Origin of the sequence: Pseudoalteromonas gelatinilytica (assembly GCF_001641615.1) — a bacterium.
Classification (GTDB): Bacteria; Pseudomonadota; Gammaproteobacteria; order Enterobacterales; family Alteromonadaceae; genus Pseudoalteromonas; species Pseudoalteromonas gelatinilytica.
In genome coordinates, this window is record NZ_LRRU01000019.1 from 385986 (window position 1) to 399775 (window position 13790).

The following is a 13790-nucleotide window of genomic DNA, read 5'->3' on the forward strand; positions in this document are numbered from 1 at the left end:
CAGAAATAATAAAATCATACCAATTCGCTTAATTAAGTAGTCTATTTTGAGGCAATAAAACCTCGTTGATAGCAAGGCAAAAATTTCGTTATTTAGTTGTTCTAACTAAGAAATTTTTAACGCAGGTAGCGACAGGTTTAATCCCTCAAAATGATTAAGTATTATTGCTGATTGGTATCAGTCACCTTCAGGCTTGAAAAGCTCTTCGAGCATTGGCTGTGGGTTGTTTAGAAACGCCTTTGTAATTTGGTAATGCTCAGTATCCTCATAATTTATTTGTTCAATACCTTGTGCTCCCACTTGGAAGATCCTCGCACCCGGGTATGCCATTAAAATCGGTGAGTGTGTGGCAATAATGAACTGAGAGTTCTGTTCAATTAGTTGAAACATGCGACTTAAAACAGCCAACTGCCTTGAAGGAGAAAGTGCGGCCTCAGGCTCATCTAAAATGTAAAGCCCATTGCCAATGAAGCGGTTTACCATAAGCGCTAAAAAAGATTCGCCATGTGATTGGTGATGAAGGGATGTACCACCATAGGCATCTATCAGTTTAGGCTCCCCAGAAAATCCCAAATCTAAGTCATCAATATTTGATGCAACGTTATAGAAGCTTTCGGCACGTAAAAAGAATCCATCTTTGTATCTCTTAAACGATTTTGAGAGTAGCAAGTACTTATGAAGCTCTGAATGCGAGTGCTGAGTTTGAAAGTTAAAGTTTTTAGAGCCACCTTCGGCGTTAAAACCCAAGCCGATAGCAATTGCTTCTAAAAGAGTCGATTTCCCAGAACCATTTTCACCCACAAATATTGTGACATGCTTTGAAAAGTCTATTTCAAAGAGCTGATTAACCGCAGGAATAGAGAATGGATATGTATCAAAAGAGAAAACGTGCTCTCGTTTGAGTGTCACCTTTTGTAGATACGGTAATGCTTCCATACAAAATATTCCTATTAAAGACCAAAATTAGTAAAAAACTGACAGAAATGCTCTGCTTATTTTAAAACCTAACTTATAGGAGTTAGGTAAATACAATCAAAACTCTAAGAAAACCAAACTTTAAAAGCAATATTAGTAAACTTTACTAACTCGCTACAAATTCATTTTTTAGCCATGCGATCAATTGTTGAATGCTGGTATGTTTTAATTTGTCAGCTTTGCAGGCATAGAAAAATGACTGCTGCGGATGGATAACTGCACTACCTAGCTGTACTAATTCGCCATATTCGAGCTTTTCTAAAACAAATTGCTTATGGGTAACCAGTAGGCCAAGCTCTCTTGTTACAGCTTGCAATGCTTGAGCTGTGGTTTCAAAAGAGCGGTTTTTTTGTGCTTTAGGGCAGGCAATATGGTTATGCTCTGCCCAAATCTGCCAGTTATTGTTTCTGCGGGCATTGAGTACCTGGATGGCGGGAAAGCGGTTTAATAGTTCATTGATGTTGTTTGTAGTTTCTGACTTTAATAATGACGGGCTGCAAACTAAAACAAGTTCATCATCTGCTAATTTCTCACAGTGGTACTTTTGCCAGTTTTGCGGATCGCCCTGAAAAATAGCCATGTCGATGTTGCGTCTTTCGAGGTCAACATCACCAACAAAGTTTGATAAGCGAATATCTAACTCAGCATAGCAATTTTGTAGCTTATCAACCCGGGGTATCCACCAATGTAATGCCAAAGAGTTCACCATGTTGAGTGAAATAGAATGATGATCTTTGTCTTTATTTTTAACTTCTTCGCTTGCCGAAATAATGGCCTGAACGGCGGGCGAAACGCGTTGATAATATAGTTTTCCAGCATCATTTAAATACACTTGTCTGCCAACCCTATCGAACAGTTTTACCTCAAGCTGTTGCTCAAGAGACTTGATAGCTTGGCTGATAGCCGAGTGACTAACGTGAATTGAATCTGCGGCTTTAACCATGCTGCCAGTCTCTGCAACGGCAATGAAACTGTATAAGGATTTGAGCGGGATATTGTGTTTCATATGTTAGTTTTTCTTACATATTAATGCGGTTTTATTCGCTTTTTTATAATTTCAGCAGAGCGTATCGTGAGCGTCATCTACTCGCTTTATAAACAATGTAAATGAATATTAGTCACCGCTCTAGTGCCTTAATGCTGCTATCTACCCTCACTCTAGCACTGAATGGACTGGTTACCCAGTTGTTAACCCCCATGCTGCCAATAATTTTACTGTTATTTTTAAGGTTGCTCTTACCTGGTTGTTTAATGTTAGCAACAGCACGAGCACGGTTTTGGCATTATGTTAGTTTTTCTGCATTAAAAAATGTGATGCTACGGGCTGTTTTTATCACCTTGTGCCAAGGATTTTTTATTTTAGCGCTTTACAAACTTACGTTAATTGAGGCAGTTGTGTTGTTTAGCACCGGGCCTTTGTTTATCCCATTGCTTGAAAGTGTGGTGTATAAGCGAGAAATCGACTTGTTTGTCGTACCGACTTTGTTGTTAATGATGATAGGGCTGATCATTCAAAGTATGACCGACCAAGGGATTACGTTACGTTGGGAGCTATTAATTGGTCTGGCGGCTGGCTTTTTTAATGCTTGTTCGCAATTGTGTTTATTTCAAATTAGTAAAGAGAAAACCCCAGTTCTGGTTGCCAATGGTTTTTGCTTTTTAATTGCGGCACTATTCAGTACGCTATTTTTCATTCTGCCGCTGTTCGTTGGTGGGCTAAATGTTGAATTCGCAGCAGGCAGCTGGGTGGTTGAGAATGCGTGGTTAATGTTAGGTTTATTAGTGCTATTAGCGGTATTTAGTAGTGCTACGCAATACTTTAGAAGCTTAGCATATAAACTAGTTGCCACCGGCTCTGAACTGGCACCGCTCATTTATACGTCAGTGGTATTCTCATACCTTCTTCAGTTAACCATTCTAGATAGCCCTGTAAATGGGCAACAATTGTTAGGGATTAGTTTTATTGTTATTGCTTGCTTAATGCAAACGAAGCGAAACCGCAGTTGAGTTTCGCTTTTATTATTGTTTTCTTGTAACTTACTTAGCAACAAAAATGATAAGTAGGTTGTTATGTCTGGGTATGCTTTTGTTAGGCAAGGAATAAAGCCATTTTTAATTGTGGTACTGTTGTTCGTTATTTATATATTTTTTTCACGAGAAGCTGCAATCTTTGTAACCAATTCAGAATTATCAAATGATACAAAAGCTACGCAGCACGTTGAGGCACAAGCAAGCATACCAGCCACAAAGCCTGCTGCGAGTTTGTTAGCTGATGAATCAACTGAGCAAGGGAGTGAAGTTAATGACAGCCGTGAACTTATTATCAAAAATGCACCGAAATGGCGTTTTGATGGTGTGTTAATTGACCACTTAACAGAGCTAAAGCAACGCGCTGAACAAGGTGATGCTGAGGCTAGCTATCTTATCGCACAAAATCTTAAGTACTGTTTTAATGCTCCTTTAGATGCTGAGGCGCTTGAAGCAACATTAACCGAAAGCTATGAATTTAGCGATGCTGGCGATACGCAAAACCGTGCTTTAGAAAAATATGAGTATTGCCAAGGGGTAGATTTAGCAACGCGGCGGTCTTTTTACCGTTATTTGGTAATGGCAGCAGAAAAGGGGTCAGCCTTTGCGCAGCAAACGTTTGCTGGGCTAACTCCCGAATTTTACATGAAGTCGCAATTTCCTGAGAAGTTGTCACGTGCCGAGTTCATCAAAAATCGCGATAGTTTTAAAGAGCGTAAAACCGTATTTTTAGAGCAAGCAGCAAAGCAGGGCAGTGAACAAGCGCTGATGAGTTTAGCGAGCATGTATTACAGCGAACAAGTTGGTGAGCATAGTGCAGCAAAAGCCTACGCTATAAATCGACTCATTATGGAAATCACGCAAAATAACGATGTGTATAATCGTTATGCGTGGTTTGAGCAAAGACAATACCCGACACTCTCAGATGAAGAGCTGAATATCGCGAACAATTTATTTGAACAATGGCTTTTGCAAATAAAGCAAAATGGTACGCTATACCCAAAGAATTAATAACCCAAAGCAAGGATGGCAATGATGTTTGAACCAAACTATGCAAGTTACACTCTTGAAGAGTTGTTAGATTGCAAAGCGAATATAGACGCACAAGCATGGCCCAAACGGATAATACCAATCCGCAATAATACTTAATCATTTTGAGGGATTAAACCTGTCGCTATCTGCGTTAAAAATTTCTGATTTAGAACAACTAAATAACGAGATTTTTGCCTTGCTATCAACGAGGTTTTATTGCCTCAAAATAGACCACTTAATTAAGCGAATTGGTATAAAAGACATCGAAAAAGCGTTGAGTGTTTATGCCAGTCAATCTGCTGAGCACGAAAAGCAGTACAAACAAGCTGTGTTTGATGCTTATTGCGAGACGCTCCGTCATGATCTGACACTGAGTATTGATGATAATATTCTCTGGTTGTTAAGACCGTTTTCTAAGCAAGCTAAAGATATTACCCCCAGTACGTTTGCTGGCGAAGTTTGCCCACTTTGCAAAGGAGATATTAGCGCAACCACATGGGCTGCTGGCTGGCAGTTGAGCTGCGAACATTGTGAAGTAACGGGGATTGTTGTAGAGCATTTGAGCTTCTAAAAAATAAATAAAAAAGGAACAAATAGAGCTTTAATTGTATGACTTTTAGCTATATAGTCTGTACCTAACCTTAGGGGAGTAGTCTCTTAGATTAAGATGAACGTCAACAGTCTCCGAACCAATGTTCGTGGCGTTCATGTCCGCAAGCCGGATTGACAAGACTTAAGGCATGTATCGGGTTCAATGGGCGACCACGATGTATGCCTTATTGTTCTTCGCCCTAAGGAATCGTCTCGTGCTTGTTACATTTCAAAACCATTGTTATGGTTATTTCTGTTTTCTTAAATCGCTTTATTTACCACATTTCGCTTTGCCACCCTTTTGCGGGAGAGCACGATGATCTTGTTTATTCTTGCCATTATCGTTGGCTTTGCATTGCTGATTTGGAGTGCAGATCGTTTTGTTGATGGCGCCGCTGTAAGCGCAAAATATGCAGGTATGCCAAGTTTGCTCATTGGAATGATAGTGGTTGGCTTTGGTACGTCGGCTCCTGAGATGTTGGTATCGGCTATGGCTGCTGCTGATGGCAGTCCTGAGCTTGCTTTAGGCAATGCTGTGGGGTCAAACATTGTCAATATTGGGCTTATATTAGGGATAACCGCGTTAATAGCCCCGATTACTGTTCACTCTTTGATTGTCAAAAAAGAGATCCCGCTACTGCTTGCAGTAAGTGCGCTATTTGCATTACTGATTGTTGATGGCGACTTATCACGTTTCGATGCGGGTATCTTGTTATTTGGTTTTTGCAGTTTTATTGGTTGGAGTATTTATTCTGGCCTTAAAAGCAAAAATGACAGCTTAGCAAAAGATGTTGAGCACGAACTTAACGTGCAAACTATGTCACTTAAAGCGGCTATTACTTGGCTTATCGTTGGGCTTGTAGTCCTCATTGCAAGTTCAAGGTTATTGGTATGGGGGGCGGTCAATATTGCTGAACTCATGGGGATTAGCGACCTCATTATAGGTCTCACAATCGTGGCACTTGGCACCTCCCTCCCTGAGCTTGCAGCTTCAATTGCCGCAGCCAGAAAAGGTGAACACGACATTGCGATTGGTAATGTGATTGGCTCAAACATGTTTAATATTTTAGCTGTCACAGGTATTGCAGGGATGATAGCGCCTGCTGTTAACCTTTCACCGGATCTATTATCGCGAGACTGGCTGGCGATGATCTCTCTTTCAATATTTTTATTAATTTTTGCCTATGGGCACCGTGGTGTTGGCAGGGTAAATCGCGCTGAAGGCGTTGGTTTATTGCTGATTTTTATTGCCTATAACGCATGGCTTTTCCTTTCAATTTATAAATAAATGCAATTTAGAACTCAAAAAATCAAGGACCTTTATGAAGCAAACTATCAATGAGTTTTGGCTCAATAACTCAGAAACAATTATAGCGCTAGGCTATAAAGTGATACTCGCAATTGCTATTTTAATTGCCAGTGCAGTACTTGCTAAGTCAGTGAAAAAGGCTATCAAAAACTCCAATGCTACCCTTAAAAAAGTTGATAATACCTTGCTGCCTATTTTGTCGTCTGTGGCAGGTTATGCCGTGTATATTATTGGCGGGGTGTTTATTTTAGATATCTTTGGCGTGAATACAGCAAGCCTTATTGCTCTAATGGGTGCTGCTGGTTTAGCGGTAGGGTTAGCCCTTAAAGACACCTTAAGTAATATTGCAGCAGGCATGATGTTACTTATATTAAGGCCGTTTAAAGTCGGTGATTTTGTTGAGATAGGCTCGATGCAAGGTACTGTCTCTGAGGTAAACCTATTCACCAGTGTTTTTCAAACGATTGATGGTCTTTATATCGCATCACCTAATGGTATAGTGTGGGGTAACAATATTAAAAACTTCACGCGAAATGGCAAACGCCGAATGGATATTGTTGTGGGTATTTCATATGCCGATTCAATCGATGATGGCTTTGCGGTGCTAAAAGATATTGCCGCGAACGAAAGCCGTTTACTGAGTGAGCCAGCGGCGCAAGTGATGGTGACAGCCATGGCTGAGAGCTCGGTGAATATTCAGCTAAGAGCATGGGCTAAAAATGAAGACTATTGGCAAACCTATTGGGATTTAAACAAACGAGTTAAAGAGTCAATCGAGAATGCAGGCCTGACAATTCCTTTCCCACAACGTACTTTACATATACCTGAAGGCGTGGTGACAAAAAAGTAAAATAAAAAAGCCTAGCGCAGGCTAGGCTTTGAATGAAAAGGAAAGCTAGTTATTGTGATTTTTCTAAATTATTATTTAAACACGACTTCACCATAGTAATGAGGCTCTTTACCATTTTGTTTAAGCATGTAAGTGCACTTGACGCCTTTTTTACCAAATTGACCAACAGGTGCATGATCTTTGAGTACATTTATTTTTTGACCATTGAAGTCACAAATAAAGTCACGGATTGAACCTTTAGTCGACGTAAAATCCCCAAGCTTCACTTTATGATTCTTTTTGAAAACAAAAGCTTTATGAGAGTTACCATTTCGGTAATCGAACATATCCAAACTTAGGGTTGTTTTATAGCTTTTCGTTACAGCACCTTGGCCATTAGCATCGTTAATAATGCCTGTCCATGTTACAACTTTATTTTTTCCTCGATAGTGTTTTGGCGACTTACCTGTGTCTCCACCTGGCATCAAAGTAAAAGTTATAATTTCGGCATTACTACCGGGGCGAGATTTCCATGAGCATTCAATGCCGTTTTTGAATTGATGGTAATTCAATCCTTTTAGACCTGGCCCTTTAATAGCAGGGCAGGTTACTTTGCCGCCAATGCTATCCGAATACATCATTTTGTATTCTTCAGGTTTTATATATGCTTTGTTATCACCATTACCATAACGAACTTCATCGTAAGGAATGGTCAAGAAAACTCCTTTCGTGCCGATTTCGCCTCGCAATGACTGTGCACCAAAATTCGGATCGTCTACTGCGTAAGCTGTTGATGTGAAAGCGACAGCAAGTAATGCTGTGCTAAAGATGTGATGTTTCATTGTTCTGGATTCCAAATTCCACAACCCGGCTATCTTCCCATTTCCTTACTTCTTTCAGAGAAGACCCGTGGCTTTCCGTCCCTACCTCACAGTAGGTTTGGCAGTATTAATACATTAGTTTTGTTAAAAACATATTTGTATGACTGCATGAACACCTATTTATAGTTCCTAAATAGTGTTCAAAATACCTGCTTTTTAAACGTGGTTTAAATCATATTCCGTATTCAAGAAATAATGATTGAAAAGAAGTGTAGGAGAATAATTATTTAATGCAAAATAATTAGTATAAATTTATTATTCCTGTACCTTAAAGTAAGTGTTCTGGATCTGTTTTGGGATCAGTGTGTTGTTTTTGGGTATGTTCTTATTATTTTGATTTTAAATGGAATATATTTTCAGTGAAGTTCTATATCTTTGAATTAAAATGCTATTCTATTTGAAATGTTTTTTTGTTTCTTTAAAGTATACTAATTGAGCAGTGTTTTTATATTGGGCACTGCTCAATATGTTTATTAAGCTTTTTTAACAAACTTAGCAGTTACCATCATTTCACCGACGCCATCAACTTTACAGTCTAATTCGTGGTCTTTTTTATCTAACACTCGGCGGATAACGGCTTTGGTGCCAATTTTAATTACTTGTGAGCTGCCTTTAATTTTTAAATCTTTAGCAACGGTCACTTTATCGCCATCGACCAATAAGGTACCGTTAGCATCTCTTACATCGATTACATCAACGTTATTAACAGCATTTGGATCCCACTCATGAGCGCACTCTGGGCATACTAAGTTGTTTTGATCTTCATACACGTATTCAGAGTTACATTGTGGGCAAGGAGGTAAAGACATAAATGGCACCTTGGTTGATTTTAAAAGGGTATTTTAATTGCTAAGAGCAAACTATGCGAGTACAAGGCATATATTTTATGGCTCAGACGTGTCGAGTTCTTTGGTAATAGAGAATATTCCTCTTAAATCACCAAGCTGATAACCTGTCGCTAAATCATTTGGGTAATGCTCGCTAAGCGCTTGCTTTACTTCTGGCGCAATCGTTTGACCATGACAATTGAGGCACACTGGCGCGACTTTTATCGCTTTAGCAAAGCGAAATTGACCATCTTTGCTGGTTGAAAAAGTCACATTATCGATGCTTTCTGTGTTTCTGATCATATCGAGCAACTGAGCGATTTTTTCAGCTTCCCAGTCATCAGGTTTATTATTTGGATTACGGTTTTTAGTGCTTTTACGCGCTACAGTCCAACCATCGGTTGATAAGCTTTCAGCAATGGCTGGGGCTTGCATTTTGCACACGTTAATTCCTTCAACTAAACCGCCTTGTTTGATTGCAGCTGCCAATGCTGATTTGAGCGTCGTGGCAAATTCAGTTGCTCGCTCAGCTGCTTCGGTTTCTAGAGTCGCTGAGTTTGTTGCGGCATACAGACTAGGAGAAAGTAATGCAGTACATAGCACAATATTTCTTAAGGAAAGCATAGTAAAACCTTATATTAGATATATCTAATATAGTAGTTCGTTTTTACCAATTTAGCGAATATAATTGTTGAGTTTTTCAGTTCTATGACAATGCTAAAAAAGAGCGTTATTTGTATTTTTAGGTACACCTTTTTTATGGCATTTAAGTTAGAATGTGCAATGCTTATTATCAGATAACATATTGAGTTTGCACTTTGCCTAAACGCAGATACAAAATTAAAGCCATAACGCTTGCGAGTATTGGAATGATGCTTGTTTTTGCTATCGATTACCCAATGGAAGTCGCGGCAAAAAAGCAGGTTGCGCGAGAGCAAATACGGGCAGACTACCAATGGCTTAAATCAGATCTTGATAAGCAAACTAAGCAATTAAAAGATTTTTTTATTCAGTCAGATACGCTTGATCCGAGCTGCTCAAGCACGACGTTGCTAGCGCTTCGCCAAGCCCATTTTCATATCTCGAATGTTGCCGAATTTGGTGTTGTAAACCCAGATGGCTATTTAACCTGTACCAGTTGGGGGGCTCCACCTGAGCCAATAAAGACCATAGGCCCTAAGCCTGTTAAAAGCCAACAGCTGCGTTATTTTGGGCCAATTCATACCAATTACATTGGTGAAGCTGCTTTGGTTATAGCTAAAACCCGCAGTGATGGCTTTGAGATTAATGCTTTATTGCCGCAGCCATTATTGAGCCGAAAAATAAATGAGCTTGATAGACCCTATGATTTTGTTGCTTTAGTCGATGCAAAATTGGGTGTACCTATCACGATTGTGGGTGGTTATACCTTGCCACTTGACTATGATTTGTTTCCTTTAACGAAAACGACTGAGCTTAATGATCATCGGTTTGACGATACACATCAGCACTATTTACTAGCTGAGCCTGTCAAAGATATCCCGAGTCTTGCTTTGGTCGTCGCTGTCAATGTTGATACCTTATACAGAGGTGTTTATACCCCGCCTTTGGCAAGTATTTCATTGTATGTGTTTGTATTTGTTTTATTGTTCTTCTTTTCTAAAGCGTACCATCAAAATTACCGTAGCCGTAAAAATGAGCTGATTAACCATTTAAACTCTGGTGATTTTATTAACTTTTATCAGCTTATTTGGAATGCAAACACAAAACAGTTTGCAGGGGTTGAAGTGTTAGTAAGGTTAAATCATCCACTAGAGGGAGTCTTAACGCCGAATCGCTTTTTACCGGATATTGAAAGCAATAGCCTTAACTTAGCACTGACCTATGCTGTGATTGAAAATATCACCGAAGATTTAGTAAAGCTCACCCAGTGGCATCCAACATTAAAGGTGAATATCAACATTACCGGTGAACACCTCAAAGATGACAAATTTAAGCAGCTTGCTCTTGAGTTGAACACCCAGATCCCACATTTGGTACTCGAAATAACCGAAAACGAACTGATTGAATCTGACGATACTGAAGTGATAGAGACCATTACGCTATTTAGAGAGCAGGGGGTCAGAGTGGCTATTGATGACTTTGGAACGGGTTATGCTGGCCTGCAATATTTAAAATCATTGCCTTTTGATATTTTAAAAATCGATCAAAGTTACACCGCAGCCATTGGCACTAATTCACAGCTGGCTATTTTACTTGATGCGTTAATCGAACTGGCTAAAAAACTTGAGATTGATATTGTTGCTGAAGGGGTGGAAACCCAAGCTCAGGCTGATTACTTGTTGGCAAAAGAAGTCTATTTCCATCAAGGTTGGCTGTATCATAAAGCGCAAGGCATCGAACAGCTAATAAGCAAAAAACTGTGACTTTATTTTTCACTTAGTTATAGTGGTGAAAAAGGAGACTCAATGAAAAAACTAATTTATATCGCCGCTTTGTTATTTTCTGCCCTAACATTTGCAGACACCGCTCCATACAGTGGAGAGATAAGTCGAGATGATTTACTTAAAGACTACGCTGCATTTAGTGAACAGTACAATGAATACACACCGAGTGAAGAAGAGTTAACCACGATAAAAACACTACAAGGTAAGCAAGTTTTGGTGTTTTTAGGCACTTGGTGTCATGACTCAAAACGAGAAGTACCTCGATTTTTAAAACTTCTCGATACAGCGAAAGTACAGTTAGGCTCACTTAAATTAGTGGCTGTTGGCTACGATAAACTTGACCCTGCAGGGTTAGCAAAACAGCACGACTTACTGTATACGCCAACCATTATTGTCCTTGATGGAGAAAAAGAGCTTACCCGTATGATCGAAAAGCCAAAACAAAGCTTGGCAGTGGATCTTACGCAACCGGGTCAAACGCTATAAAATCATCAATAGATAAGGGCATTGAGATTAAGTAACCTTGAATATAATCAATGCCTTTATCACTCACCAATTGCCACTGCTCTGAGCTTTCGACCCCTTCTGCGGTAATCGTTAAATCAAGTTGATGGGCTAAATCACTCATCGTTTGTAAAAATAAACCATCTCGTGGGTTATCCACGCAGTTACAGATAAAAGCACGATCAATCTTAACGTTATCTAGCGGAAACTGCTGAATTGACGACAGTGATGAATAACCTGTTCCAAAGTCATCGAGTGATAAGTTAAAACCCGCTAATTTAAGTTCATGCATTAGGTTTATAGCGTACTGGGTATTTTGAAATAGGGCAGATTCGGTGATCTCAAGATTAATTTTTTGATTAGCTGGGAATAGCTTGGCTTTTTCTTTACTCAGTCGTTTCACTAAATGCACATCAGAGAACTGCTTACGTGAGAGGTTGATCGACACTTTAATATGAATGTTGTTATCAACCATGCGATGGCAATCTTCAGCAACTTTAGCAACAATCCAACGAGACAATAAATTAATGAGCTCAGATTGTTCAGCGATGGCTATAAACTCCACAGGTGACACAAATCCACGAACAGGGTGTTGCCAGCGAACCAATGCTTCACAGCCAATCAGTGTACCATCTAGAGTGTTAACGATTGGCTGATACACCATACTTAGCTGCTCGTTAGTCGAAAGCGCATGGCGTAAGTCACTTTCGAGGTTACTTTGTGCAATGAGCTTCTCTTTCAGAGATTGGCTATAAACGGTAAAGGGTTTTTGCGTGCGGGGGCATTCATTCATCGCAATCAGAGCAGTATTGATTTGCTCAGCAGCATCGATGTTTTGTAAATGCGGATAGCCCACGCCAATGTATAAGTGGTAAAAATGAGCGCTACCAGCGGTTTCAATTATGCCGCCGACCTGATGCTGAAATTTGTCTAATAGGGCGGCGAGCTTTTCATCAAAAATAGCTTCTTTTAGTAACATTAAAAAGCAGCCCTGTTTGATATGCGCGCAAAACGCTTGATGTAAGTCAGAAAACTCAATTAGCCGGTTAGCAATGGTCGTTTGTAGTTCATTTAAGTAATCTTGACCGTAAATATCTTCTAATTGTCGATAGCCTTTGATCTCGGCGCACAATAAAGTCAGGCCGCTACTGTATTGGTCTTCAGGGCATAAACTGGCGATATACTTTTCACTGTAATGGCGATTGGCAAGGCCGGTGACTGAGTCAAAGTGGGCTTGCTGATAAAGCTCATGTTGGCGCTGTTTTTCTGCACTGATGTCTTCAATCGTACCTACCAAGGTATTGGTTTTAGGGTTCCATTCTGCGTGCTCGTGAAACCAGCGTTTTTCTCCATTGAGTTTGATTGTGTATTCAATTTCGATTGGGCTACTAGGCTTAGTATGTATAAAATTTAAAAACGTATTTTTATAAAAGCTATCGATTTTTTTACAGACATCCGTAATTGATTGCACTTTGCTTTGTTCTTTAAATAGTGCTTTTGCTTGAGCCGATAATTGCCGAATGCTTTTATCAGGCGACAAATGCCAACTACCCACGCCACTGAGTAACTGAGCTTGTTTTAATTCAAGTGCCTGCTCAGACAGCTCCAAGGTTTGCTTTTGTACGAGCTTTTCGAGGTTTTGCTCGTGTTCCCGTAATCGGCATGTAATCGTAATCAAATAGCAGCTAACCGATGAAAATAGCAGGACAATCAGTAACAGCACTAAAAATTCAACATGCGCCCGATAAGCAAACTCATCTTTAATACCCACAACCCAATGTTGATTTTCAACATCGAGATTGTAGGTTGACCATTGCTTTTGCTCAAAACTGTGGTTATTTAAAAGCGGCGCGTAGTTATTAGCTGTTTTTTGCCAAACCTCATAGAGGTGAGGGTGTGAAGTCGTGTCAGGTCGTAAATTTGCAATAAACTCAGGAAAACGTAGCACCGCGATTGCAAAACCCCAAAACTCATTCTGATTAAAAATCGGTAATCGAGCGACTAAGCCTTGACCACCTTGAGCCAACTCTTTAGGTCCATCGATTTGCATTTTTTGCGTATCAATCGCTGTTTGTAATGACGCTTGAATGCTTTGCATCTTGAATAAGTCGATACCAATCACGCTCTCGTGACTGGTTAACGGGTAGCTGTATTTTATTACCCCCTTTGGTGCGAGTTGAATAGTTTGGCTACCATCACTGTGAGTTAAAATCTCTGTGGCAAGGGTTTCGAATTCAGTTTGTGTATATGCAAAGTCACGCATTGCGGCGCGAACAAGGTAGGGGCCAAGGAGTGCGCTATCAAGTGCTTTTTCAAGATTACTGCTGTAACTGTTAAGTGCTGCATTTTGCTCAATTTCATGCATTTCTTGTCTATCGTAAAACACTT

13 protein-coding genes and 1 riboswitch are annotated in these 13790 nt (G+C 39.8%); of the genes, 7 read left to right on the forward strand and 6 right to left on the reverse strand.

The window, feature by feature from the left end; all coding sequences use genetic code 11:
• Window positions 1-177: 177 nt before the first annotated feature.
• Both NH153_RS12040 and NH153_RS12045 read right to left on the reverse strand, forming a co-directional pair.
• Complete coding sequence (locus tag NH153_RS12040) at window positions 178-936, reverse strand: AAA family ATPase (protein WP_063704139.1); 759 nt, start codon at window positions 934-936, stop codon at window positions 178-180.
• Between the two features lie 145 nt (window positions 937-1081).
• Window positions 1082-1981, reverse strand: a complete 900-nt coding sequence (locus NH153_RS12045) for a LysR family transcriptional regulator (RefSeq protein ID WP_063704142.1) — start codon at window positions 1979-1981, stop codon at window positions 1082-1084.
• Between the two features lie 131 nt (window positions 1982-2112).
• Between NH153_RS12045 and NH153_RS12050 the strand changes: the two genes are divergently transcribed.
• The 5 genes from NH153_RS12050 to NH153_RS12070 all read left to right on the forward strand — a co-directional run bounded on the left by NH153_RS12050 (window position 2113) and on the right by NH153_RS12070 (window position 6785).
• The gene (locus NH153_RS12050; protein WP_462176229.1) at window positions 2113-2982 is read left to right on the forward strand and encodes an EamA family transporter; all 870 of its coding nucleotides are present in this window, start codon (window positions 2113-2115) and stop codon (window positions 2980-2982) included.
• A gap of 63 nt (window positions 2983-3045) precedes the next feature.
• Window positions 3046-4014 (forward strand): hypothetical protein, encoded by a 969-nt coding sequence (locus NH153_RS12055; RefSeq protein ID WP_063704146.1) that lies wholly within the window; start codon window positions 3046-3048, stop codon window positions 4012-4014.
• 217 nt (window positions 4015-4231) lie between these two features.
• On the forward strand, window positions 4232-4606 hold the full coding sequence (locus tag NH153_RS12060; RefSeq protein WP_156503633.1) for a hypothetical protein: 375 nt from the start codon (window positions 4232-4234) through the stop codon (window positions 4604-4606).
• Between the two features lie 336 nt (window positions 4607-4942).
• Window positions 4943-5914, forward strand: coding sequence for a calcium/sodium antiporter (locus tag NH153_RS12065; protein ID WP_063704150.1), 972 nt, complete (start codon window positions 4943-4945; stop codon window positions 5912-5914).
• Between the two features lie 34 nt (window positions 5915-5948).
• Window positions 5949-6785 carry a mechanosensitive ion channel family protein gene (locus NH153_RS12070; protein ID WP_063704152.1) on the forward strand — a complete coding sequence of 279 codons (837 nt, stop codon included), beginning with the start codon at window positions 5949-5951 and terminating at the stop codon, window positions 6783-6785.
• A gap of 71 nt (window positions 6786-6856) precedes the next feature.
• Here NH153_RS12070 and NH153_RS12075 read toward each other — a convergent pair whose 3' ends face one another.
• From NH153_RS12075 to NH153_RS12085, 3 genes are all read right to left on the reverse strand, one after another.
• A complete protein-coding gene (locus tag NH153_RS12075) occupies window positions 6857-7606 on the reverse strand; it encodes a hypothetical protein (RefSeq protein WP_063704154.1) in 750 nt (249 codons plus the stop codon).
• Window positions 7607-7622: 16 nt separating this feature from the next.
• Window positions 7623-7718, reverse strand: a riboswitch (cyclic di-GMP riboswitch).
• A gap of 400 nt (window positions 7719-8118) precedes the next feature.
• Window positions 8119-8454 carry a zinc ribbon domain-containing protein YjdM gene (locus NH153_RS12080; RefSeq protein WP_063704157.1) on the reverse strand — a complete coding sequence of 112 codons (336 nt, stop codon included), beginning with the start codon at window positions 8452-8454 and terminating at the stop codon, window positions 8119-8121.
• Between the two features lie 75 nt (window positions 8455-8529).
• Window positions 8530-9096, reverse strand: a complete 567-nt coding sequence (locus tag NH153_RS12085; protein ID WP_063704160.1) for a Tll0287-like domain-containing protein — start codon at window positions 9094-9096, stop codon at window positions 8530-8532.
• 245 nt (window positions 9097-9341) lie between these two features.
• Here NH153_RS12085 and NH153_RS12090 point away from each other — a divergent pair, with 245 nt between their 5' ends.
• Window positions 9342-10877 (forward strand): EAL domain-containing protein, encoded by a 1536-nt coding sequence (locus NH153_RS12090; RefSeq protein WP_082874051.1) that lies wholly within the window; start codon window positions 9342-9344, stop codon window positions 10875-10877.
• Window positions 10878-10919: 42 nt separating this feature from the next.
• Entirely contained in the window at window positions 10920-11384 is a 465-nt protein-coding gene (locus NH153_RS12095; protein ID WP_063704164.1) for a TlpA family protein disulfide reductase, read from the forward strand.
• Here the strand turns inward: NH153_RS12095 and NH153_RS12100 are convergent.
• On the reverse strand, window positions 11359-13788 hold the full coding sequence (locus tag NH153_RS12100) for a bifunctional diguanylate cyclase/phosphodiesterase (RefSeq protein WP_158679740.1): 2430 nt from the start codon (window positions 13786-13788) through the stop codon (window positions 11359-11361). The genes NH153_RS12095 and NH153_RS12100 overlap by 26 nt on opposite strands.
• Between the last annotated feature and the right edge of the window lie 2 nt (window positions 13789-13790).

Excerpts from the sequence above, each read along its gene's own strand:
- NH153_RS12040 (WP_063704139.1), bottom strand. The coding sequence starts at position 936 with ATGGAAGCATTACCGTATCTACAAAAGGTGACACTCAAACGAGAGCAC.
- NH153_RS12045 (WP_063704142.1), bottom strand. The coding sequence starts at position 1,981 with ATGAAACACAATATCCCGCTCAAATCCTTATACAGTTTCATTGCCGTT.
- NH153_RS12050 (WP_462176229.1), top strand. The coding sequence starts at position 2,113 with ATGCTGCTATCTACCCTCACTCTAGCACTGAATGGACTGGTTACCCAG.
- NH153_RS12055 (WP_063704146.1), top strand. The coding sequence starts at position 3,046 with ATGTCTGGGTATGCTTTTGTTAGGCAAGGAATAAAGCCATTTTTAATT.
- NH153_RS12065 (WP_063704150.1), top strand. The coding sequence starts at position 4,943 with ATGATCTTGTTTATTCTTGCCATTATCGTTGGCTTTGCATTGCTGATT.
- NH153_RS12070 (WP_063704152.1), top strand. The coding sequence starts at position 5,949 with ATGAAGCAAACTATCAATGAGTTTTGGCTCAATAACTCAGAAACAATT.
- NH153_RS12075 (WP_063704154.1), bottom strand. The coding sequence starts at position 7,606 with ATGAAACATCACATCTTTAGCACAGCATTACTTGCTGTCGCTTTCACA.
- NH153_RS12080 (WP_063704157.1), bottom strand. The coding sequence starts at position 8,454 with ATGTCTTTACCTCCTTGCCCACAATGTAACTCTGAATACGTGTATGAA.
- NH153_RS12085 (WP_063704160.1), bottom strand. The coding sequence starts at position 9,096 with ATGCTTTCCTTAAGAAATATTGTGCTATGTACTGCATTACTTTCTCCT.
- NH153_RS12090 (WP_082874051.1), top strand. The coding sequence starts at position 9,342 with ATGATGCTTGTTTTTGCTATCGATTACCCAATGGAAGTCGCGGCAAAA.
- NH153_RS12095 (WP_063704164.1), top strand. The coding sequence starts at position 10,920 with ATGAAAAAACTAATTTATATCGCCGCTTTGTTATTTTCTGCCCTAACA.